General features: G+C 69.0%; 22 protein-coding genes. 13 read left to right on the top strand and 9 right to left on the bottom strand.

Annotated features, from left to right (window positions below; genetic code table 11):
* Nucleotides 1–18: 18 nt before the first annotated feature.
* Nucleotides 19–828, bottom strand: coding sequence for a hypothetical protein (locus OV208_RS05265; RefSeq protein WP_267572690.1), 810 nt, complete (start codon nt 826–828; stop codon nt 19–21).
* Nucleotides 829–1,165: 337 nt separating this feature from the next.
* On the bottom strand, nt 1,166–2,830 hold the full coding sequence (locus tag OV208_RS05260) for a R3H domain-containing nucleic acid-binding protein (RefSeq protein WP_267572689.1): 1,665 nt from the start codon (nt 2,828–2,830) through the stop codon (nt 1,166–1,168).
* 298 nt (nt 2,831–3,128) lie between these two features.
* On the opposite strand from OV208_RS05260, the gene OV208_RS05255 reads away from it, so the two are divergent.
* Nucleotides 3,129–3,575 (top strand): response regulator, encoded by a 447-nt coding sequence (locus OV208_RS05255; protein ID WP_120538045.1) that lies wholly within the window; start codon nt 3,129–3,131, stop codon nt 3,573–3,575.
* Here the strand turns inward: OV208_RS05255 and OV208_RS05250 are convergent.
* The gene (locus OV208_RS05250; protein ID WP_267572688.1) at nt 3,491–4,084 is read right to left on the bottom strand and encodes a GNAT family N-acetyltransferase; all 594 of its coding nucleotides are present in this window, start codon (nt 4,082–4,084) and stop codon (nt 3,491–3,493) included. The genes OV208_RS05255 and OV208_RS05250 overlap by 85 nt on opposite strands.
* Nucleotides 4,085–4,135: 51 nt before the next feature.
* Complete coding sequence (locus tag OV208_RS05245) at nt 4,136–4,693, bottom strand: RNA polymerase sigma factor (protein WP_267572687.1); 558 nt, start codon at nt 4,691–4,693, stop codon at nt 4,136–4,138.
* Nucleotides 4,694–4,930: 237 nt separating this feature from the next.
* Between OV208_RS05245 and OV208_RS05240 the strand changes: the two genes are divergently transcribed.
* From OV208_RS05240 to OV208_RS05220, 5 genes are all read left to right on the top strand, one after another.
* The gene (locus OV208_RS05240) at nt 4,931–5,368 is read left to right on the top strand and encodes a hypothetical protein (protein ID WP_267572686.1); all 438 of its coding nucleotides are present in this window, start codon (nt 4,931–4,933) and stop codon (nt 5,366–5,368) included.
* A 63-nt stretch (nt 5,369–5,431) separates the two neighbouring features.
* A complete protein-coding gene (locus OV208_RS05235; protein WP_267572685.1) occupies nt 5,432–5,632 on the top strand; it encodes an immunity protein Imm33 domain-containing protein in 201 nt (66 codons plus the stop codon).
* Between the two features lie 72 nt (nt 5,633–5,704).
* Complete coding sequence (locus OV208_RS05230; RefSeq protein ID WP_267572820.1) at nt 5,705–6,592, top strand: DUF2381 family protein; 888 nt, start codon at nt 5,705–5,707, stop codon at nt 6,590–6,592.
* A gap of 124 nt (nt 6,593–6,716) precedes the next feature.
* Complete coding sequence (locus OV208_RS05225) at nt 6,717–7,106, top strand: hypothetical protein (RefSeq protein ID WP_324291344.1); 390 nt, start codon at nt 6,717–6,719, stop codon at nt 7,104–7,106.
* A gap of 139 nt (nt 7,107–7,245) precedes the next feature.
* A complete protein-coding gene (locus tag OV208_RS05220) occupies nt 7,246–7,605 on the top strand; it encodes a hypothetical protein (protein ID WP_267572683.1) in 360 nt (119 codons plus the stop codon).
* A gap of 50 nt (nt 7,606–7,655) precedes the next feature.
* On the opposite strand, the gene OV208_RS05215 is transcribed toward OV208_RS05220, so the two are convergent.
* The 3 genes from OV208_RS05215 to OV208_RS41200 are packed head-to-tail and all read right to left on the bottom strand — an operon-like array spanning nt 7,656 to nt 9,222.
* Nucleotides 7,656–7,817 carry a hypothetical protein gene (locus tag OV208_RS05215; RefSeq protein WP_267572682.1) on the bottom strand — a complete coding sequence of 54 codons (162 nt, stop codon included), beginning with the start codon at nt 7,815–7,817 and terminating at the stop codon, nt 7,656–7,658.
* 54 nt (nt 7,818–7,871) lie between these two features.
* Entirely contained in the window at nt 7,872–8,636 is a 765-nt protein-coding gene (locus tag OV208_RS05210; protein ID WP_267572681.1) for a DUF5953 family protein, read from the bottom strand.
* Between the two features lies 1 nt (nt 8,637).
* Nucleotides 8,638–9,222, bottom strand: a complete 585-nt coding sequence (locus tag OV208_RS41200; protein WP_324291343.1) for a DUF6310 domain-containing protein — start codon at nt 9,220–9,222, stop codon at nt 8,638–8,640.
* Nucleotides 9,223–9,849: 627 nt separating this feature from the next.
* On the opposite strand from OV208_RS41200, the gene OV208_RS05200 reads away from it, so the two are divergent.
* The 7 genes from OV208_RS05200 (at nt 9,850) to OV208_RS05170 (ending at nt 18,563) form a co-directional block, all read left to right on the top strand.
* A complete protein-coding gene (locus OV208_RS05200) occupies nt 9,850–10,932 on the top strand; it encodes a porin (protein WP_267572679.1) in 1,083 nt (360 codons plus the stop codon).
* A gap of 115 nt (nt 10,933–11,047) precedes the next feature.
* On the top strand, nt 11,048–11,137 hold the full coding sequence (gene kdpF, locus OV208_RS05195; protein WP_108066230.1) for a K(+)-transporting ATPase subunit F: 90 nt from the start codon (nt 11,048–11,050) through the stop codon (nt 11,135–11,137).
* Nucleotides 11,137–12,855, top strand: a complete 1,719-nt coding sequence (gene kdpA, locus OV208_RS05190; protein ID WP_267572678.1) for a potassium-transporting ATPase subunit KdpA — start codon at nt 11,137–11,139, stop codon at nt 12,853–12,855. Before kdpF ends, kdpA begins: the two co-directional genes overlap by 1 nt.
* 2 nt (nt 12,856–12,857) lie before the next feature.
* Complete coding sequence (gene kdpB / locus OV208_RS05185; RefSeq protein ID WP_267572677.1) at nt 12,858–14,918, top strand: potassium-transporting ATPase subunit KdpB; 2,061 nt, start codon at nt 12,858–12,860, stop codon at nt 14,916–14,918.
* A gap of 21 nt (nt 14,919–14,939) precedes the next feature.
* Complete coding sequence (kdpC, locus tag OV208_RS05180) at nt 14,940–15,542, top strand: potassium-transporting ATPase subunit KdpC (protein ID WP_267572676.1); 603 nt, start codon at nt 14,940–14,942, stop codon at nt 15,540–15,542.
* 13 nt (nt 15,543–15,555) lie between these two features.
* A complete protein-coding gene (locus OV208_RS05175; RefSeq protein ID WP_267572675.1) occupies nt 15,556–16,731 on the top strand; it encodes a sensor protein KdpD in 1,176 nt (391 codons plus the stop codon).
* Nucleotides 16,728–18,563 (top strand): sensor histidine kinase, encoded by a 1,836-nt coding sequence (locus tag OV208_RS05170; protein ID WP_267572674.1) that lies wholly within the window; start codon nt 16,728–16,730, stop codon nt 18,561–18,563. The genes OV208_RS05175 and OV208_RS05170 overlap by 4 nt, the downstream gene beginning before the upstream one ends.
* A gap of 3 nt (nt 18,564–18,566) precedes the next feature.
* On the opposite strand, the gene OV208_RS05165 is transcribed toward OV208_RS05170, so the two are convergent.
* Entirely contained in the window at nt 18,567–19,028 is a 462-nt protein-coding gene (locus OV208_RS05165) for a hemerythrin domain-containing protein (RefSeq protein WP_267572673.1), read from the bottom strand.
* Between the two features lie 150 nt (nt 19,029–19,178).
* Nucleotides 19,179–20,528, bottom strand: coding sequence for a sigma-54-dependent transcriptional regulator (locus OV208_RS05160; RefSeq protein WP_267572672.1), 1,350 nt, complete (start codon nt 20,526–20,528; stop codon nt 19,179–19,181).
* Between the last annotated feature and the right edge of the window lie 220 nt (nt 20,529–20,748).

Raw genomic sequence — 20,748 nt, 5'->3', positions numbered from 1 at the left:
AAGGGGCCGTGCGGGGAATCAGCGGATCACAGGCACCGTCACGGGCTCCTTGTCGTCCACGGTGATCTCCGCCTTGCCCACGCGCCAGAGCACGGGCTGGAAGGCGATCTTGAGGCTGTGCCCATCCGCCGTCTCCAGCAGGGCGGTGCCTTGCTTGGGAAGGTAGTTGCCCACCTCGTACTCCAGCGAGGTGAGGGTGAAGCGGTCGGTGCCCTCGGGCCCCGTCACCTCGCCCGGACCGTCGAAGATGAGCGACGTTCCACCGATGAGGGGCACGCCGTCGCGCATGCTCACGCGATTGTTCGCATGGAAGGTGTAGCCCTGCCGGCCCGGCACGTCACCCTCCACCTCCGAGAACAGACGCGTCTCATCGCCGCAGGTGCCGTAGCCCACCTTCGCCTGGAGCGGCTGGCCGTCCACCGTCATGCCGCGCAGGTCCGCGTGCATCTCCATCAGGTCCTCGCCGCCCCGGTACTCCAGGACGGCCTGGCCGGTGAAGCGCAGGCCGTGCACCGAACAGCCGCCGTCCGCGAACTTCAGCACCACGGCGTCGGTGACGTCGTCCACCACGGTCACGGTGGCCGTCGCGCACGACACCCTGGCGGACAGTCCTTCCGCGGCGTGGCTCACGAACGAGCGCCGGGGCTCACCGCACGTGTACACGGGCATGAGGCCCAGCACCTCCAGCGCACCGCGCACCAGATGGGCCGAGGCCGCAATGCGCTCCACGCGCGCCGTCGCATCGTTGATCTCCCCCTGGGTGAGCGTGTTGTCTCCACAGGCGGTGGCGAGGACGGTGAGGGCGGCGATGCAGGTGGCGCGACGCATGAATGTCTCCAGTGAAGTGTGGGGTCCCGCCGCTTCCCGGCGGCGGACCGTGCCCGGACACTCAGCAACGGTCGTGCCTCCACCCAACCCCGCGAATCCAAAGGGAAAGGGCAGCCCTGACCCCACCGGGCGTGTGCAGTGCGCTGCGCACTCACGGGCGGGGCCGTCAGGGCCTGTCCGACATGGGGAGGGGGCATGCCGCGTCATCGAGCACTCCCCGATGGAGGGCTCACGAAGCGCATGACCCCGGCCTCCACGTTTCGGCCACGGGCGCATGCCGACCTCGGTCCTACTGGGAGCGCTTCGATGCGCACGGCGCGTGGAGTGGCCCCGTGCCTCAGGGCTCGGAACCCTCCTCCTCTTCGTGCGGTGCCTCGGTCCCCGCCTCCGCGTCATCCTCCGGAAGCTCCTCATCCCCGAGCTCGGGCTCCGGTTCGGAGGTCTCCGCAACGCCCGCGCCCGCCGGGTAGATGACCAGGTGGCGCTTGGGTTCACTGCCCAGGCTCACCGCCTCCAGCCGGTTCCGGATGACGAGCGTGTGCTGCACCCGCCGCAGCCGGGAAGGGCGGGGCGCCAGCGCGACGGGCTGCCCCTCCGCGAGCACGCGCCGGATGGCGTCCTGCGCATCGGCGACGGCGGCGCGGACCTCTTCCGGATCCACCCCGTCCAGGAGGTTGAGCTCGGAGCGGAGCGCCCGGCGCATCTCCGTGGCGCTGTTGCGCTTGATGACCAGCACGCGCGCCCCTCCTCGTTCCGCGGCCCGGCGCAGGCGCGGAGAGTTGGCGCGGCTGCGCGCCGTGAGCACCAGCTCGGCGTTCTCCGGACGGCCCACCACCACGGCCTCCACGGGCAGGTCGCGCAGCACGCGCTCCAGCAGCTCGCGGCTCACCGCGTGCACCGCGATGCGAAGCGGCCCGGCCCGGGGGGCGCCCAGGGCCGGCGTGCCCGGCGGCACATGCCCACCCGGAGCCGTGGCCTCCACGACCTCGGGTGTCGCCTCCACGAGCACCGTGTCCCCCTGCTGCCGGCGGCGCTCGCCCCCGACCTCCGTGCCCGCGAGCAGCCGGTCCACGGCGGCGCCGGTGTCGCGGTGCACGCGCACCTCCTCGCGGTTCACCATCTCCACCACGATGTCGAAGGTGGGCGTCCCCTTGCGCTCGGTCACCGTCTTCTGGGTGCGCCGCCGCCGCGCCTCCTCGTCGCTCAGGGTGACGGTGTGCACGCCGCCCACGAGGTCGGAGAGCGTGGGGTTCAGCACCAGGTTCTCCAGCGTGTTGCCGTGCGCGGTCGCCACCAACTGCACGCCCCGTTCGGCGATGGTGCGCGCGGCGGCGGCCTCCGCGGAGGTGCCAATCTCATCCACCACGATGGCTTCGGGCATGTGGTTCTCCACCGCCTCGATCATCACGTCGTGCTGGCGGTCCGGACGGCTCACCTGCATGCGCCGCGCACCCCCGATGCCCGGATGCGGGATGTCCCCGTCGCCGCCAATCTCGTTGGACGTGTCCACCACCATCACGCGCTTGCCCAGCGCGTCCGCGAGCACGCGCGCCACCTCGCGCAGCTTCGTCGTCTTGCCCACGCCCGGCCGCCCCAGCAGCAGCAGGTTCTTCCCCGAATCCACCAGGTCGCGAAGCATGTCGATGGTGCCCACGATGGCGCGGCCCACGCGCAGCGTGAGCCCCACCACGCGGCCCTGCCGGTTGCGGATCGCCGACACGCGGTGCAGCGTCCGCTCGATGCCGGCGCGGTTGTCCCCACCCGGCTCCCCCACCCGCGACAGCACCGCCTGCAACGCGTCCGCGTCCACGGCCACGTCGGAGAGGCGCGCCACCCCGCCCACGAGCCGGGCCTCGGGGGGGCGCCCCAGGTCCATCACCACCTCCAACAGCTCCGCCTCCGGCAGCCGCCGCACCGCCTCCTGGAGCGCGGGGGGCAGGACCGCGACCAGTAGGGCGAAGTCGTCCGGAGGGGCAGGGGACTCGGGGGCAGTGGGGTCCATGGGCAGGATGCCTCTTTAGCCATCTCCAGGGTTACCCGCCCTCATCCCCGCGTCCGGACCGTGTGTCGGGCGGCGGAGCAACCCCCCGAGTTGACCGATGCAGGCTGACCTCCCACCCCCTGGACGGTCAGGGAATCGTGCCCATCTTCGTCACTCCCTGTGTCACTCCCCGCAAACCCTGAGTCTCGGGTAATTGCAGGGATACAGTTATTGTGTAGAATCACAAAGTGCCTGGAAGGCACGTGTTTCAGGCATTTCCCCCCCCCCTCGGCAGAGCGTTGGAAGGCAGGAAACGAGCATGGCGGACGGCAAGTTGAAGGCCTTGGTGGTGGATGACGACCCGCTCGTCCTCGAGCTGGTGGAGCGCTCCATCACGCGTTACGGCTTCGAGGTCACGACGACGCGCGCGGCGTTGGGCGTGGCGAACCTCATCCGGGTGCACCAGCCGGACATCGTGCTGCTGGACGTGAACATCCCGGCGCTGAGCGGCGACCGCATCCTGGGCGTGGTGCGCCAGTTCGCGGGGCCGGAGACGTTGTTCATCCTGTACTCGTCCATGGACGAGTCGAAGCTGCGCGAGCTGATGCGGACGGCGGGCGCGGACGGCTACATCCCCAAGAGCGTGAGTGGCCCGGAGCTGGCCCTCAAGCTGTCGGGCCTTCACCGCAAGTGGATGGCGACCCGTCCGGTGGGCTCGGCCCAGTCCCAGAGCACCACCGCCCAGGTGTCGGTGACATCCGGGTAGGTGTGGACGGTCTGGAAGCCGACCCGCTCATGGGCGCGCAGTGAGCGGGTGTTGTGCACGGAGACCTCGGTGACGACGCAGTCGAACCGGTCCCGGAGCTGTTCGCGGTGCTGGTGGTAGAGCGCATCGAAGAGGCCCATCCCCCGGTGGGCCTTGTCGATGCAGATCTGCCCCATCACGTAGAAGCGTTGTTCCTCCAGGGGCCGCCCCCGGAAGTCGATCCGTCCGAGGAGCGCGAACATCGGCTCCAGGACGGGGACGAGCTTCCGGCACTCCCGGGGCATCACCAGCGCATAGGCCACGACCTCGGAGCCGTGCAGGGCGATGATGCTCGGCGCCAGCGCGTGCATGGCCTCCAGCGTGGGGAGGTCATGCGCCACGGTGACGAAGCCCTGGGAGCGCATCTCCTCCGGCGACAGGTCCTGCTTCAGGTTCTTGCGTTGCAGGGCCAGGACCTGTTCGAGCTCCGAGCGGGACTGGACGGCCCTCACGCTGTAGGGATGCGACATGCGCGGGAGCATAGGCCGTCTGTCGTCAGGGCACGGTGGGTCGTTGGAGGCTCACCCGCTCGACTGCTTGCGGCGGCGTTCGGCCAGGTCGCGCAGGTGTTCGCGCAGGCGGATGCGGGCGTGGAAGAGCCAGGTGCCCACCGTGGCCTCCGGCGCTCCGAGCAGGCGGCCGATCTCCGCGTGGCGCAGTCCTTCGGAGTGCATCTCGAAGGTCCTGCGCAGGGTGTAGGGCAGCGCGGTGATGGCCTCGCGCAGCTCCGTCTCGGAGAGGCGCTCCCACAGCTCCGGGGCCGGCGCGTCCGGCTCCTCGAAGAGCTTGTGCACGTTGTCCAGGGTGATGCCCGCGGAGGCCTCCGGCTTCTGGCGGCGGCACTGGTCCATGAAGACGGTGTGCAGCGACCGCACCAGCCAGGCGCGGCGTTCCGGCTCCGACCACGACTGGAGCATGTCCCACTTCAGCAGGGCCCGGAGCAGCACGTCGTGGACGAGGCCCTCGCAATCACTGGCATTGCGACCGCAAAGGTTTCGGGCGACGACGAGCAGGATGGGCTGATGACGGACTGCGAAGACGGCGTACTCCATGTCTGAACGGTCAATCTCCTCGGACATTGTGAAACCCCCATTCCGTGACGAAAAGGAAACGTGATGGGTATCATTTCTTTTTGGAATCGCAGGGCTTGAGGGGTGGGCGGGCACGGTGAAGCCAGGGGGCCGTGGACCGGGCGGGTAGAGTCGCGTCCATGACGAAGTCCGCGAAGACACCCGCCGCCGTGGTGCTGGGAGAGGTGGACCTGCCCGAGGGCCAGTTGCTCATCCTGGACCCGGGCCTGGGGCGCTTCTGGCGGCATGACGCGGAGCCGGCGTCGCCTCGGAAGAAGGACCCGGTGGCGCACGACCTGCGCATCACCGGCGCTGGCGAAGGAGCTGGGCGCGAGCGACCTGGGACGCGGCACCTTCGGCTGGAAGGACCTGCCAGTGGAGCAGGTGGGGGAGAAGGCGACGCCGCTTCAGGAGCGCATCGAGAAGGACTCGCTCGCGGTGGGGGTGGACTACCGGCCGCACTGCAACCTGGAGCGGCTGAACGCGCAGCTGCGGGAGCGCGAGGAGGACACGGGCTCGCTGGTGCTCGACGGCGCACGAGCGGTGGAGTGTGGGAATCGCTGGGGGGATGGCCTCTTCCCGGTGAGCCGCCACTTCGACGCGGAGGGGCGTACGGTGCGGATCCGGGTGGAGCTGGGGACGCAGGAGCGGCAGCGGTTGATGCGCAGGCTTCAGCTGCGGTAGCGCGCGGCCATCGTCACGCGGGCCATCCTGGATGACGGTGAGCCCATCCGGTTCGCGGAGCGGATGAAGCCGCATTCGGCGCAGGACAGTGGCTGGGCGTTCTCCTCGGGCGTGGAGGACGAGGCCTATATGGACGAGGCGTCCAACCTGGTGGTGGTGTCGCTGCGCTCGCTGCTCGCGCGGTGCAAGGAACTGGATGCCATCCTGGACGCGCCCGCGGGTTCGGTGTTCCGGCGTGAAGGGGAGGGGTTCGTGCCGGAGTAGGCGCGGGGGCGTGGTCCTGGCTATGGTCCAGGTCCTATGTGGAAGGCCCTACCCACGAAGTGGGCGTTGCTGGTGACGCTGCACGCTGGCGCCGCGATGGCGCATGAATGCGATTCGCCTGCCATCCGAACGCTCATTCTTCCCGCGAAGCCGGATGCCGCGCCTCCACGAGTCTACGTGAAGGCGCAGGTCGTGACGGTTCTGCGCTTCGAGCAGGGCGTCGCGCCGGTCCGGGCGCGGTTGCTGGACGGTGCTGGGAGGTTCGATGCGGTGGGGATCGTGGGACGCACGGTGGTCCTGCAGCCTCGGCGCGATCTGGATTCCGTCGAAGCCTTTTCCCTGGTGGTGACCCTGCCAGGAGAGCGTGAGGTCTCCTTCCTGCTCCGACCCCCAGGTCTGGGAGGGAGCGGGGATGCCGACCAACAGGTCAATCTCTTCAGCGACCGTGAGCGTCCAGATGCGATGGCTTCGGCGTTGGGGGATGCGGAGAAGGAGAACAAGACCCTTCGTGCGGAGAACGACCGCCTCCACCGGGAAGAAGTCTCCGAGGACCATGCATTGGCGGCGCTGCTGTCAGCGGAGGCTGCGGCCCAGACGCCCTTCAAGGGCGTCCAGCGTTTCGCTGGTAAGGATGACGGCGCGGCATTGGAGGGCACAGTGTTTCGCGGCAAGGGGAAGGCCGCGGTCGTGTTCCGGGTGAAGAACCTCCATGCGGTGCGCTCCTGGAGCGTGAAGTCCGTCCGTCTCGTGGGGGTTTCGGATTCGAGGGAACGGGGGCTCGCGATCCGTTCCTCGGCCGCGGCGATCGAGCCTGGAATGTCCGGCGTGATTGGACTCGTCGTGGATGGAAGCGCGTTCCTGGAGGGCGGGGTGTTGACCTCCCTGCGGCTGGAGTTGTACCGGCAGGACGGGTTGCTGCAGGCCATTGTTCAGTTGGACCCGGCTTTGATCGGGAAGTAGGAACGGCCCCATGACTCTTCGCCGATACACGCTCGTGGGTTGCCTGGGCCTGCTGGTTCTACCGCTGGGCTGTGCGACGACGCCGATGCCGGGCGACGTCCGTCTTCATGCGGATGGCATACCCATGTCGGAGAAGTGTCCGGAGAAGGCGCTGGAGGTCATGCGGTACTTGCGCCTCTACGTGGGAGAGTCCGCTTGGATCCAGCTCGACGCGAACCAGACCAGCGCGGAGCAGATCACACTCCATGAGGGGCCCATCGAAAGCATATTGGATCAGGATATCGGGACACTGGAAGCACCGCTTCGCCTCTATGGACGCGTATGGACGGGCGGAGATCAACCGGTGATCCGCTACTACTGGGCCCAGTTCCTGAGTGGAGGGGACAGGGTGCCCATCTGCGCGGTGGCGAGGCTCGGATTTGGCCAGTTTCGCAAGCGGCCGGAGTCCAAGCCGGGAACCGCGATCCTCGATGCGCCGCGTGCCGGGGTCTACATCGTGGATGAGTTCCGGTAGGGATCCGTGCCCCCATCAGATTTCTGGGATGCCCGTTGCCTTCTCCACGCGGCAAGGCTGCGGAATCCCTGCGAAGGCGCTGCTGGTCCGCCCCTTGCTCTGTGCCGTGCGCGGTCACTCTTCGGATGAAGGAGCCTCGATGCGCTGGATGCGAATGCTGGGATGTTGCCTGACGGTCATGACCCTCGCGGCCTGTGGATCGGATGACGCAGGAGGCAAGCAGGGGCGACTGGCCCTGCGGGATGGGCAGTCGCTGGACCTGGCGCAGGAGTGCGGAGGGGGCCTCCCCCAGTGCACCCAGGGGCTCAGCTGCTTCGCCATCAAGCTGGACGGGAACACCCAGGCGCGCTGCTTGAAGGGCGAGACGGTCTGCACGGAGCTCGTCTCCTGCGGCGGGGGCACCGAGTGCGCCATCCTGGAATCGTATCCCGGACAGGTCGTCTGCTCCGGCAGGTGCACCGGTTCGGACTGCGACGAGTCCGTGTCCAGCCAGCCTTGAGCGGACGTTGATCCGTTCATCAAGAATGCGGATGAACGTGGGTTGGCCGCTCACCCCTCAGGAGGGGCGCTGCTCAACCAGAACGAACGGCTGCCGCTGCGCAGCGCCTTCTCCAGGAACGCTTCAAACCAAGGAGCGATGGGCTTCGTCTCGGGGAACGTCTCGTGCCACGCGTCGAACAGCGGGTAGCGCCCGGCGTGACGCTGGGACACTTTGGTTTCAGTGACTCATCATGTGATTGCCCTGCCCATGCCCCTTGATTGAGGTCAAGGCGCTGCGCGTCCGCCGATCTCCGGAAAGCGCTCGTAGGCGCGTTTGAGAGTGTCCAGGTGGGCGGGGTCGTCCAGGTCAAGCGGCGTGTCGGTGAGCCGCACGACCCAGCCGCCTGATGCCGTGCGCCGCGCCCTCGTGAGCAGATCCTCATCGCGCGCAGGGTCCGGGAAGCCGATAGCCCTTGCGGCAGCGGCAGACCAGTAGTTGAGCCACGCGAGGTAATGCGGAAGTTCAGGCGCGGGGAGTTCCCATGGGAGTTTGAGCGAGGGCAGCCCTTTCGGTGGGAGATGCGGATCATCCCCTGGGTGGCGAAACTGCTCCGCCACTGTCACGGCGATTCCCTCCGGATTCACGTGCCCCCAGAATGCGCGAGCGCAGTCCCCTAGGGTCTCCAACACCGCGGCAGCCGCCGCGATGCCGGTTGCGTTCCATGGCATATCCGCATGGACTTCAAACAGCCCGAGACTACCGGGAGAGCTTCCCGCTGGCCGTTCCCATCCGGAGAGCGTCACGCGACCGCTCGCATTGCCGCCATCACAGATGAGCGGAATTCCCGGCCCGTCTCTTCTCCCCTTGGCCACCCACTCATCACGTTGCGGCAATGGGACAAGCTGCCCCGCGTCGGAGATTGTCCACTCCAATCGCAAGCCGGGGAACGTGCGTTCCATTCCATGAACAATGGCCAACGGGCGACTATCGCTCCTGTTTTGCGCGGGAGCGTAGGCTATGAGACTCAGGGACTCTGGTGGAACTGTCATTTCAACACCAATCCATGACGACAACTCTGAGGGTGCTGTCTTGTTTAAGCAAGGCAGCCTTGTGCGCGGCACTGCGCACGGCGACCTTGAAGTCGAATCCGCAGGCCCTTGCGAGTTCGCGCTCGCCCTGCATCTTCGGTACTTGGTCGTCGAGTACAATTCTGCGAAGGTCGGCCGGGTACGTGTCAAAGTTGTCGGTCTTGACCTCCCACAGAGTTCGCGTCGCGAGCACCAGTCCGTCAAAGTTCTTCCCATTGACGAGCACATCCCAGCCAGGGAAGCTATTACCCGGAATCTTGTCAGCACATGCGTTGTGTGGATCATTGCCGCCCAGGTGTCGCACTGGAACAGGCTCGCAACTGGCGCGGCGCGTCCGGTCCCCTGGCACAGGCGGCACCGGGGGTGGCCAGTCCTGCCCTGCCGGCTCCGGCTTGGGCTTGGGCTTGCGTTGCGCTTCAGCTTCCTGGGGTGACACCTTCGTCCCTCGCGCGGTCCCTGCTTCCTCGGGATAGAGATGGCGTAGCTCATATGCATCCAGCTCTTCCTTGATGGCGACGGCGACCACCACCACGCCAAGGACGATCACGGCTCCCACTACGATCTCAGGAGCCACCAGAACGCAGAGCCCGACTCCCATGGCACCAGCGCCAGCGGAGGCGACCGCGCATCTGCCCGCAGTGTCGTGGAACTCGATCCGGTCATGGTCGAGGGCCTGATAGCACCGCTCAATCAGCACCGGCCAGGGCTGGGAAGCCTCGCGGACAACGCACTGCCCACCCTCCCTCCAGGGCAGCGCCGCCGCTCGCTGGAGGTTGGCGAGTCTTGGGCTCCGAGTTCCCCGCGAGCTGGGAGGCGGTGCTGACGTAGCGCAGGCGGAGAGAAAAAGTAGGAGTCCGATGCAAGCGCGGGAACGCATGACCACAGCCTTTCCACCAAGGTGGGGAGCTACGGGGCAGGGGTGGCCCATTCAGAAGTATGCCAGCACGCGCTGACGACGCGGGTGAGTGGCGCAAAGGGCACCGCTCCCTGGCCGAAGGCCCCGGGCTTGTCCGCTCGCCGCTGGGACCTTTCACCTCGCAGGGCGCGCGGAGGCCGGTTCGTGCACCTTGCAACCCGGGCCCGGGGCCCTCACCCACAACCCCCTGGAATGTCTGGAGCCGACCGCGCTCGATGAGGGCACGCCGGATGCTCAAGGGATGGGGCGGTACTCATCATGCCCCTCTCCGAACTCATCTCCCTGTTGCCTCACCTCCTCCTGGCCCAGGCGGAGCCCTCCATCCTGTCCCGCCTCCAGGTGGAGGGCGGCGTGGACGCCTACTACGGCTACGACTTCAACCGCCCTGCCAGCACCGTCAGCTTCCTGCCGGGCACGGGCACCACGGCTCGGCGGCACAACGAAGCCACCGTCAATCTGGCCTCGCTCGGCGTGAGCCTTGCTCCAGAGCCCGTGGGCGCGCGCGTGCTGCTCGGCTTCGGGACCGGCATGGATGTCCTCCACCGCGCCGAACCCGAAGGCGATGCCACCGGCCCCGACGTCTGGCGCTATGTGCAGCAGGCCTCGCTGTCCTTCGCCGAAGGCCCCCTCACGCTGGAAGTCGGCATCTTCCCTAGTCACATCGGCCTGGAGTCGTTCCAATCCCAGCTCAACTGGACCTATACGCGCTCGTGGATGGGCGAGTTCTCGCCCTACTACCAGACGGGCCTGAAGGGCACCTGGCGCTTCGATGAGCGCTGGAGCGCCCAGCTCCACCTCATCAACGGCTGGCAGACCATTGGTGACAACAACTCCGGCAAGGCCCTGGGCGCCCAGGTCGCCTACTCCGGCGACCGCCTGTCCGCCACCGTCAACACCTTCGTCGGCAACGAGGGCACCGGTGCCGCGGAGGCCCTGCGTCTCTTCGTCGACACCGTCTTCACCCTCAAGGTCACCGATGCCGTGAGCGTCGCCGCCACCGTGGATGCCGGCAGGCAGGCGCGTCCCGGCGAGGACGCCGCCCTCTGGTACGCGGCTGGCGCGAACGTGCGGGTGCAAGTCGCCCGGCCCGTTGCAGTGACCGCTCGCGCGGAGGTGTACCGCGACCGTGACGGCCTCTTGAGTGGCACCGCGCAGACACTGGCCGAGGGCACGCTCACACTCGAACTGAAGCCGACAGAACAACTCACCCTCAAGGCCGAGGCCCGCCACGACCGGTCGACCCAGGCTGTCTTCGACAGCCACGACACCGATGCGAACGGCCTCCCGCGACGCCGCCCCGACCAGACCCTGCTCGTCGTCGGGGCCGTCGCCTACTTCTGACCTTCCGAACGGAGCTCGACCATGGACCTCGTCCTCGTGCTGGTGACCGTCGGATTCTTCGCGCTCACATGGGCCTATGCCCATGGCTGCGAGCGCCTGTGAGGCACACCCCGTCATGACCTTCGAATACGTCGCTGGAGCCGCGCTCGCGGTCCTGCTGTCCGTCTATCTCGTCTACGCCCTGCTCCGGCCGGAGCGCTTCTGATGACCGTCACCGGCTGGCTTCAAACCCTCCTGTTCTTCGTGCTCGTCCTCGCGCTGACGAAGCCCGTCGGCGCCTGGCTCTTCCGCGTCTTCGAGGCCGACACCCAACCCCTTCCCCGCGTGCTCGGCCCCATCGAACGCGCCCTGTTGCGCCTGTGCGGCGTGCGCCGCGAACACGAACAGACGTGGGTCCAATACACCGTTGCACTGCTGGCCTTCAGCCTCCTGGGCGTCGTCATCCTCTACGCGCTCCAGCGGCTCCAGCACGTGCTCCCGCTCAACCCCCGAGGCCTGCCTGCCGTCGGCCCGGAGCTCGCCTTCAACACCGCCGCCAGCTTCGTCGCCAACACCAACTGGCAGTCCTACGCCGGTGAATCCACGATGAGCTACGCCACCCAGATGGTGGGCCTGACGTGGCAGAACTTCGTCTCCGCCGCCTCGGGCCTGGGCGTCGCGTTGGCGCTGGCGCGTGGTCTCACCCGCCGCCCGGGACCGGAAGGCCGCAAGACGCTCGGCAACTTCTGGGTCGACCTGGTGCGCGGCACGCTCTACGTGCTCCTGCCCCTGAGCTTCGTCGCGGCCCTGTTCTTCGTCTCGCAGGGCGTGCTCCAGAACCTCGCGCCGTACCACGAGCTCACCACCGTGGAGGGCGTGAAGCAGACGCTCGCCTTCGGGCCCGTGGCTTCTCAGGAGGCCATCAAGATGCTGGGCACCAACGGCGGCGGCTTCTTCAACGCCAACAGCGCCCACCCCTTCGAGAACCCCACGCCCCTCACCAACCTGCTCCAAATGCTGCTCATCTTCCTTCTCCCAGCGGGGCTTACGCACACCTACGGGAAGATGACCGGCGACACGAAGCAGGGCTGGGTCCTCTTCGCGGCCATGTCCGTCCTCTTCCTCGTGGGCGCTGCCGCCAGCTACGCCGCCGAATCCCAGTCCAATCCCGCGCTCGCTTCCGCACAGGTGCTCCAGCACGGGAACCTGGAGGGCAAGGAGGCGCGCTTCGGTGTCGCGGCCTCCACGCTGTTCGCCACCGTCACCACCGACGCTTCGTGCGGCGCGGTCAATGCCATGCACGACAGCTTCACGGCGCTCGGGGGGCTGGTGCCCCTCGTCAACATGCAGTTGGGCGAGGTCATCTTCGGCGGCGTGGGCGCGGGCCTCTACGGCATCCTCGTGATGGCGGTGCTCGCGGTCTTCATCGCGGGCCTGATGGTGGGCCGCACGCCGGAGTTCCTCGGCAAGAAGATTGAAGCGCGCGAGATGAAGCTCGCGATGCTCTACGTGCTCGTCTTCCCGCTGGCCATCCTGGGGCTGTCCGCGGTGGGCGTGGTGCTTCCACAGGGCACGTCCTCGCTCAACAACGCCGGGCCCCACGGCCTGTCTGAAATCCTCTACGCGTTCACCAGCGGCGTCGCCAACAACGGGAGCGCCTTCGCCGGCCTCAATGCCAACACGCCCTTCTGGAACATCGGCCTGGGCGTGTCGATGCTCGCGGGCCGCTTCCTGATGATGGTGCCGGTGATGGCGCTCGCGGGCTCGCTCGTGGGCAAGAAGGTGGTGGCCCCCGGGCCCGGCACCTTCCCCACCGAAGGCGTCCTCTTCACGGGCCTGCTCGTGAGCGTCGTCCTCATCGTGGGCGCGCTGACGTTCTTCCCCGCGCTGTCACTCGGTCCCATCGTCGAGCACTTCCTCGGCGCGGCCGGAAAGGTGTACTGACCATGGCCCCCGCTTCCAGGCAGGCGTCGCTGTTGGACCCGGCGCTGCTCAAGCCCGCCGTGTGGGAGAGCTTCAAGAAGCTCCACCCTCGCGACGTGGCCCGCAACCCGGTGATGTTCGTGGTGTGGGCCGGCAGCCTCCTCACCACCGTGTTTGTCTTCAAGGACCTGGTGTCCCCCCGGGGCGACGGCGCCCCGCTGTGGTTCACCGTGTCGGTGATGCTGTGGCTGTGGTTCACCGTCCTCTTCGCCAACTTCGCTGAAGCCGTGGCGGAGGGACGCGGCAAGGCCCAGGCGAGCGCCCTGCGCCGCATGCGCCAGGACACCCAGGCCCGCCGGCTCAATGACAACAATCAGGAGGAGCGCGTCACCGCCCCCTCCCTGCGCAAGGGCGACCGCGTGGTGTGCGAGGCGGGCGACGTCATCCCCGGCGACGGCGAGGTGGTGGAGGGTATCGCCAGCGTGGACGAGTCCGCCGTCACCGGTGAGTCCGCCCCCGTCATCCGTGAGTCCGGCGGCGACCGCTCCGCCGTGACGGGCGGCACCAAGGTGCTGTCCGATCGCATCGTCGTCCGCATCAGCGTGGACCCTGGCGAGTCGTTCCTCGATCGGATGATTGGTCTGGTGGAGGGCGCGGCGCGCAAGAAGACGCCCAATGAGATTGCCCTGCACATCCTCCTGGTGGGCCTCACGCTGGTGTTCCTGCTGGCGTGCGTGACGCTGGTGCCGCTGGCGCTCTACTCCGGCGTGCCCCTGTCCGGCACCGCGGTGGTGGCGCTGCTGGTGTGCCTCATCCCCACGACCATCGGCGGGCTCCTGAGCGCCATTGGCATCGCGGGCATGGACCGGCTCTTGCGCAAGAACGTGCTCGCGCTCAGTGGCCGCGCGGTGGAGGCGGCCGGGGACGTGGACACGCTGCTGCTCGACAAGACGGGCACCATCACGCTGGGCAACCGCATGGCCACGGAGCTGCTCCCGATGCCAGGCGTGCGCGTGGAGGAGCTGGCGGAGGCCGCGCAGCTCGCGAGCCTCGCGGATGAAACCCCCGAGGGACGCTCCGTCGTCACCCTGGTGAAGGACACCTACAAGATGCGTCCGCGCGAGCTGCGTGCGCATCAGGCCTCCTTCGTGCCCTTCACCGCGCAGACGCGCATGAGCGGCTGCGACCTGGTGGATCCGCACCCCCGCAGCATCCGCAAGGGCGCGGTGGAGGCCATCGTGCGCCATGCGCAGGAGTTGGGTGGCACCGTGCCGGAGGAGCTGGCCCAGGCAGCCGGCCGCATCGGTGACGCGGGCGGCACGCCGCTGGCGGTGGCGGATGGGGCCCGGGTGCTGGGCATCATCCACCTGAAGGACGTGGTGAAGGGCGGCATCAAGGAGCGCTTCGACCGCTTCCGCGCCATGGGCATCCGCACGGTGATGATCACCGGTGACAACCCTCGCACCGCCGCCGCCATCGCCCGCGAGGCTGGCGTGGACGACTTCCTGGCGGAGGCGACCCCGGAGGCGAAGCTCGCGCTCATCCGCGCCGAGCAGGCCAAGGGCAAGCTCGTGGCGATGACGGGCGATGGCACCAACGACGCGCCCGCGCTGGCCCAGGCGGACGTGGGCGTGGCGATGAACACCGGCACCCAGGCCGCCAAGGAGGCCGGGAACATGGTGGACCTGGACTCCAACCCCACCAAGCTCCTGGAGGTGGTGGAGGTGGGCAAGCAGTTGCTGATGACGCGCGGCACGCTGACGACGTTCTCCATCGCGAACGACGTGGCCAAGTACTTCGCCATCCTGCCGGCGCTGTTCATGGGCGTCTTCCCGCAGATTGCCCCGCTCAACGTGATGGGGCTCACGTCGCCGTTCAGCGCCATCCTGTCCGCCGTCATCTTCAACGCGCTCATCATCGTGGCGCTCATCCCGCTGGCGCTGAAGGGCGTGCGCTACCGCCCGCTGGGCGCGGCGGCCCTCTTGCGTCGCAGCCTGCTCCTCTACGGGGTGGGCGGCGTCATCGTCCCGTTCGTGGGCATCAAGATCATCGACGTGCTGCTCACCTCCGTGGGCCTGGCCTGACTTGAAAGGAATTGGAACACCATGGTCTCCGCTCTCCTTGTCGCCCTGCGCGCCAGCGTCGTCACGCTGGTCCTCACGGGCGTGATGTACCCGCTGGTCGTCACCGGCGTGGCGCAGGTGCTGTTCTCCCAGGAAGCCAACGGGTCGCTCGTGAAGGACGAGCAGGGCCGCGAGGTGGGCAGCGCGCTCATCGGCCAGGGCTTCACCCAACCGGGCTACTTCCAGCCGCGTCCCTCCGCCGCCGGGGCGGGCTACGACGCGACGGCTTCGGGTGGCAGCAACCTGGGCCCCACCTCCCAGAAGCTCCGCGACCGCGCGGTGGCGGACGCGGACCGGCTGCGCCGCGAGAACCCCGAGGCCCCCGGTCCCGTCCCTGCTGAGTTGGTGACAGCGTCCGCGTCCGGGTTGGATCCGCACGTGTCGCCGGAGTCCGCGCTGTGGCAGGTTCCCCGGGTGGCCCGGGCGCGCGGGGTGGACCCGGCGCGCGTGCGCACGCTGGTGGCGTCACAGGTGGAAGGCAGGACGTTTGGCGTGCTGGGCGAACCCCGGGTGAACGTGCTCACGTTGAACCTCGCGATGGACCGACAGTTCGGTGGACCCGCCCGGGCCCCCGCGAGCCCTTGAGGAAGACCCTGGCATGACGACGCGGCGCCCTCGCGCGGAAGACTTCCTGGAGCTGGTGGAGCGCGGCCGGCGGGGCCGGCTGAAGCTCTACATCGGCTTCGCGGCCGGCGTGGGCAAGACGTTCCGCATGCTGGAGGAGGCGCATGCGCTCAAGGCGCGCGGCGTGGACGTGGTGCTGGGCTTCATCGAGACGCATGGCCGTCCGGAGACGAAGGCACTGGTGACGGGACTGGAGGTGGTGCCCCGCCAGCGCCTCACGTACCGCGACGTCCCGGTGGAGGAGATGGACCTGGACGCCATCCTCGCTCGGCGGCCGCAGGTGGCCATCGTGGACGAGCTGGCCCACACGAACCTGCCCGTGTGCCGCAACCGCAAGCGCTACCAGGACGTGCAGGAGTTGCTGGCCGCGGGCATCAACGTCATTGGCGCCTTCAACGTGCAGCACCTGGAGAGCCTCAACGACCTGGTGGAGCGCAACACCGGCGTCACCGTGCGCGAGACGCTGCCCGACAGCTTCATCAAGAACGCGGACCAGGTGGTGAACCTGGACCTCGCGGTGGAGGACCTGCACGAGCGCCTCAAGGCGGGCAAGATCTACGCGCCCGACAAGGTGCCGCACGCGCTGGAGCGCTTCTTCACCGGGGACAACCTCTCCACGCTGCGCGAGCTGGCGCTGCGCGAGGTGGCGGAGAGCCTGGATCGCGCCACCACGGGAAAGCAGGCCCGCGCGTCGGGAGAGGATCCATCCCAGAAGGGGGCCGGAGGCGCCTGGGGCCGCGTGCTGGTGGCCCTCTCCAGCCATCCTCCGCGCGCGGCGACGCTGCTGCGCCGGGGTTCGCGCATGGCGGGGCGCCTCAACACGGACTGGTTCGTGGTGTACGTGGAGACGCCGGGCGAGGCGCCCCACCTCATCGACGCGGAGGCCCAGCGCCACCTGCTGACGAACATCGAGAAGGCGAAGGAGCTGGGCGCGGAGGTGGTGCGCCTGCGCGCGAAGGACCCCGTGGCGGCGCTCCTGGACTTCGGCCGCTCGCACGGCGTGGGACACATCATCATCGGTCGCTCGAACCAGGCGAAGTGGCGGCAGCGGCTGGGGCTCACCGCGGACGCGCGCCTCTTGCGCGAAGGGGATGGCTTCGACATCCACGTCGTGTCCTTCGAATCGCCTCACGAGGAGAAGCGCCCATGACGCTTCGTGCCCGACTGCTGTTGGCCCAGGCGCCGCTGGTGCTCGCGCTCCTGTTGTTGGGCGCGCTGGCGGTCATCACCCTGGCGCGGGTGGGCCGCTCCGGTCAGCAGGTGCTGGAGGACAACTACCGCAGCGTGCTCGCCACCCAGCGCATCACCGAACAACTGGAGCGCATGGACAGCGCGGCGCTGTTCATCGTCGCGGGCGAGCGCGAACGGGGCGTGGCCCAGCAGGCCTCGCAGCGGCCCACGCTCCAGTCCGAGCTGTCCATCCAGCAGGGCAACATCACCGAGCCCGGCGAAGCGGAAGCGACACGGCGACTGCATGCCGCATGGGTGAAGTACCAGGCCGCGTTCGACGCGTTCCTCCAGGAGCAGGATCCGGAAGCCTCCCGCGCGCGCTACTTCGCGTCGCTGTCCCCGGCCTTCCAGGAGGCGAAGGCGGCCGCGTCCGCCATCCTCGCGCTGAACCAGGACGCGATGGTGCACAAGAGCGACCGGCTGCGGCAGCAGAGCGAGCAGGTGAACACGCTGATGGCGCTGTCGGTGGTGGCGGCGCTGGGCTTCGGCCTGTTCTTCACCACGTCACTGGTGCAGCGTGCGCTGCGACCGGTGTCGGTGCTGTCTCAGGCGGTGCGTCGGCTGGGGCAGGGCGACGGGGAGGCGCGGGCGGTGGTGGAGGGGCGGGATGAGATCGCCCAGCTCGCTCGGGACTTCAACACCATGGCGGAGCGGCTGGGGCAGTACCGCCGCAGCAGCCTGGGCGAACTGCTCCAGGCGCAGGCCGTGTCGCAGGCGGCCATCGACAGCCTGCCGGATCCGGTGCTGGTGCTGGGCGCGGATGGCGGGCTGCTCAACGTCAACGCCGCGGCGGAGGAGGTGCTGCGCCTGCGCCTGGACGAGGGCGGGGATGCGCTGGGCCGGGTGGAGCCGGAGGTGCGCGCGGTGCTGGAGCGCGTGCGGGCGCATGTCGTGGGCGGACGGGGGGCGTACCAGCCCCGGGGTTACGAGGAGGCGGTGCGCGTGGAGGGCTCGCCGGACGGTGGCCGGTGGCTCCTGCCGCGCGGCAGCCCGGTGCACGGCGAGCTGGGGGACGTGGTGGGCGCCACGCTCATCCTCCAGGACGTGACGCGGCTGCGTCGCTTCGACGAGCTGAAGAACGACCTGGTCGCCACGGTGGCGCACGAGTTCCGCACGCCGCTCACGTCGCTGCGCATGGCCATCCATCTGGTGGCCGAGGGCGTCGTGGGGCAGGTGACGGAGAAGCAGGCGGACCTGCTCTTCGCGGCGCGCGAGGACTGCGAGCGCTTGCAGGGCATCGTGGACGACCTGCTGGACCTGTCGCGCATCCAGTCCGGTCAGCTCCAACTGGACCTTCGTGAGGTGCGCACGGAGGAGCTGGTGGAGCACGCGCTGGCCGCGCAGCGCACCGTGGCGGAGGACCGGGGCGTGCGGCTGTCCCAGGCCCTGTCCCTCGACGTGGAGACGGTGCGGGTGGATCCGGAGCGCTTGCAACTGGTGTTGGGCAATCTGGTGGGCAACGGCGTGAAGCACACGCCCCGCGACGGCGAGGTGTCGGTGCACGTGCTGCGCGAGGATGGACGCGTGCGCTTCGAGGTGCGCGACACCGGCGAGGGCATCCCTGCCCAGGAACAGGCGCGCATCTTCGAGAAGTTCTACCGCGCCCCGGGCGCACCGTCGGGCGGCGCGGGGCTGGGCCTGTCCATCGCGCGGGACATCGTCCAGGCGCATGGCGGTGAGCTGGGCGTGGTGAGCACGCCCGGTCAGGGCAGCACCTTCTGGTTCACGTTGCCGCAGCCCGACGTGGCGTGAGCGTCACGGCGTGGCGGGCGCATCCAACTGGCGCATCGCCTCCCGGCGCGCGTCGGACGCGGTGCGGACGATTTCGGAGCTGCTCGGGCCAAACGCCTCCGACGCCATCTCGCGGAGCCGTGGGAACACCTCGCGCTCCTCCTCCGCCATGTGGTGCGCGGCGACCGCTTCCAGTTGCCGCACCGTGGCCTCGCGGCGGCGGGGCTCCCGGCGTGCGTGCAGCAATTCGGAGATGAGCTGGCTCATCTCGCCGTGCTCCTCCACCGCGAAGTCGATGCGAGGCCCTTCGACGACGCTCCTCGCGACGGGGTACACCCAGCGCTCCTCGATGGTGCTGTGCAACGTGAGCGCTTCGGCCAGGCGCACGCACAGCTCGGGCTTCTCTTCGTCCGGCGCCGCGCGGTAGGCCTCGAAGAGGGCCTCGGCGTCCCGGTGCTGCTGGATGAGCACGTCGATGATGTTCATGAGGCACCCCCATTGGGAGGACCGCGATGGCGGCCCCTCCGCAGGGTTCTCACGCAGGTGCACGGGTGCAATCCGCGCGGAAGTGCCGCGCCCTTGAGCGCCCCTGACTCCAGGGGGGTGTCCGCATGCACTGGCGCACATGCCAGCGCCCTACGCTTCCGGCTTCGCGTCCGATTCGTACTTCTTGCGCTTGCGCCACAGCGTGGACGCATCGATGCCGAGCAGGCGGGCCGCCTCATCCAATGTCGGCGTGGAGGCCATCACGCGCAGGATGTGTTCGCGCTCCACGTCCTCCAGCGTGTGCGGTCCTCCCAGGCTCACGCCCGGGCCCACCGCGGACGCGATGCGCTCCGGGAACGCCTGTGGCTCCACCACGCCCGCGGGCCCCACGATGAGCGCCCGCTCCAGGGCATTGCGCAATTCGCGCACGTTGCCCGGCCACGGGTAGGCACGCAGCATCGCCTCCGTGGCGGGGGAGAGTTCCGGTGCCGGACGCTGCGCGGCCCTCGCGAAGAAGGCGACGAAGCGACGGGCCAACGGGACCAGGTCCTCGGGCCGCTCGCGCAGGGCGGGGAGCTTCACCTCCAAGACGTTCAACCGGTACATCAGGTCCTCGCGGAAGCGCCCCTCCGCCACGTCCTTCTCCAGGTCGCGGTGCGTGGCCGCCACCACGCGCACGTCCGCCTTGCGCGTGCGGCCCTCGCCCAGCCGTTCGAACTGCTTCTCCTGGAGGAAACGCAAGAGCTGCGCCTGGAGCGAGGGGCTCATCTCCGCCACCTCGTCGAGGAACAGCGTCCCGCCTTCGGCCTGCTCCACGCGCCCGGGCTGGTCCTTCACCGCGCCGGTGAAGGCGCCCCGCGCGTGGCCGAACAGCTCACTGGCCAGCAGTTGTTCGGACAGGGTGGGGCAGTTGATGGTGACGAAGGGCCGCTTGCGCCGGGCGCTCATGGAATGCAGCGCCCGGGCGAGCACGCCCTTGCCGGTGCCGCTCTCCCCTCGCAGCAGCACCGCCGCGTCGGACGTGGCCGCGCGGGTGATGAAGCCGATGGCCGCGTGCATCACCGGTGAGGCCGTCTCCAGCGTGGCCTCCGGCACGGCCTGCGCGAGCTGTCCCTCCAGGTCTCCCAGGTGTGACGACAGCTCCCGCTGCGCCTTCGCGCGCTCCAGCACGTGGCGGATCTGCGCGGGGGTGAAGGGCTTGGGCAGGTAGTCGCGCGCGCCACGCTTCACGGCCTCCACGGCGGTGTCGAACGTCGCGTAGGCGGTGATGAGGACGACGTCGAGCGCGGGCGATTCGGCGAGCAGGCGGGGCAGCAGCTCCAGTCCGGAGGCGTTGCCCAGGCGGAGGTCCACGAAGGCCAGGTCCGCGGGCCCCTGGGCGAGCGCCGCGAGCGCGGCCTCGGGGGAGGCGGCTTCGCGCACTTCGCAGCCGAATCCCTCCAGGCACACCCTCAGGGTGTGGCGGATGTTGCGCTCATCGTCCACCACGAGCACCCGCATGGGGCGCTCCGTTGTCTCTTCAGGTCCGGCTCGGACTTCCATGGGGCAAGTGTAAGAGCATGCCGTGTGCCGGGCCCGTTTGTCGGATGCCGGGCGGGACGGGCACGGGAAGACGCATTGCATCCCGCAAGGTCGCACCCGGATGCTGCTTGCAAGGTGCAACGTGGGGCCGGCTGGTGTCTGCTGCGGAACGGCCGTGCGGCTGGCACGCGCCATGGAT

Origin of the sequence: Corallococcus sp. bb12-1, from assembly GCF_026626765.1 — a bacterium.
GTDB lineage: Bacteria > Myxococcota > Myxococcia > Myxococcales > Myxococcaceae > Corallococcus > Corallococcus terminator.
Note: the sequence above shows the minus strand (reverse complement) of the source record. Positions and strands in the feature narration are given on the sequence as shown.

What these genes read in the sequence shown, in the direction of transcription:
- kdpC (WP_267572676.1), top strand. Translation starts at nt 14,940, where the DNA reads ATGGTCTCCGCTCTCCTTGTCGCCCTGCGCGCCAGCGTCGTCACGCTG.
- OV208_RS05245 (WP_267572687.1), bottom strand. Translation starts at nt 4,693, where the DNA reads ATGTCCGAGGAGATTGACCGTTCAGACATGGAGTACGCCGTCTTCGCA.
- OV208_RS05210 (WP_267572681.1), bottom strand. Translation starts at nt 8,636, where the DNA reads ATGACAGTTCCACCAGAGTCCCTGAGTCTCATAGCCTACGCTCCCGCG.
- OV208_RS05260 (WP_267572689.1), bottom strand. Translation starts at nt 2,830, where the DNA reads ATGGACCCCACTGCCCCCGAGTCCCCTGCCCCTCCGGACGACTTCGCC.
- OV208_RS05160 (WP_267572672.1), bottom strand. Translation starts at nt 20,528, where the DNA reads ATGCGGGTGCTCGTGGTGGACGATGAGCGCAACATCCGCCACACCCTG.
- OV208_RS05235 (WP_267572685.1), top strand. Translation starts at nt 5,432, where the DNA reads ATGAAGCCGCATTCGGCGCAGGACAGTGGCTGGGCGTTCTCCTCGGGC.
- OV208_RS05165 (WP_267572673.1), bottom strand. Translation starts at nt 19,028, where the DNA reads ATGAACATCATCGACGTGCTCATCCAGCAGCACCGGGACGCCGAGGCC.
- OV208_RS05200 (WP_267572679.1), top strand. Translation starts at nt 9,850, where the DNA reads ATGCCCCTCTCCGAACTCATCTCCCTGTTGCCTCACCTCCTCCTGGCC.
- OV208_RS05250 (WP_267572688.1), bottom strand. Translation starts at nt 4,084, where the DNA reads ATGTCGCATCCCTACAGCGTGAGGGCCGTCCAGTCCCGCTCGGAGCTC.
- OV208_RS05170 (WP_267572674.1), top strand. Translation starts at nt 16,728, where the DNA reads ATGACGCTTCGTGCCCGACTGCTGTTGGCCCAGGCGCCGCTGGTGCTC.
- kdpB (WP_267572677.1), top strand. Translation starts at nt 12,858, where the DNA reads ATGGCCCCCGCTTCCAGGCAGGCGTCGCTGTTGGACCCGGCGCTGCTC.
- kdpA (WP_267572678.1), top strand. Translation starts at nt 11,137, where the DNA reads ATGACCGTCACCGGCTGGCTTCAAACCCTCCTGTTCTTCGTGCTCGTC.
- OV208_RS05175 (WP_267572675.1), top strand. Translation starts at nt 15,556, where the DNA reads ATGACGACGCGGCGCCCTCGCGCGGAAGACTTCCTGGAGCTGGTGGAG.
- kdpF (WP_108066230.1), top strand. Translation starts at nt 11,048, where the DNA reads ATGACCTTCGAATACGTCGCTGGAGCCGCGCTCGCGGTCCTGCTGTCC.
- OV208_RS05225 (WP_324291344.1), top strand. Translation starts at nt 6,717, where the DNA reads ATGTCGGAGAAGTGTCCGGAGAAGGCGCTGGAGGTCATGCGGTACTTG.
- OV208_RS05265 (WP_267572690.1), bottom strand. Translation starts at nt 828, where the DNA reads ATGCGTCGCGCCACCTGCATCGCCGCCCTCACCGTCCTCGCCACCGCC.
- OV208_RS05255 (WP_120538045.1), top strand. Translation starts at nt 3,129, where the DNA reads ATGGCGGACGGCAAGTTGAAGGCCTTGGTGGTGGATGACGACCCGCTC.
- OV208_RS05220 (WP_267572683.1), top strand. Translation starts at nt 7,246, where the DNA reads ATGCGCTGGATGCGAATGCTGGGATGTTGCCTGACGGTCATGACCCTC.
- OV208_RS05240 (WP_267572686.1), top strand. Translation starts at nt 4,931, where the DNA reads ATGACGCGGAGCCGGCGTCGCCTCGGAAGAAGGACCCGGTGGCGCACG.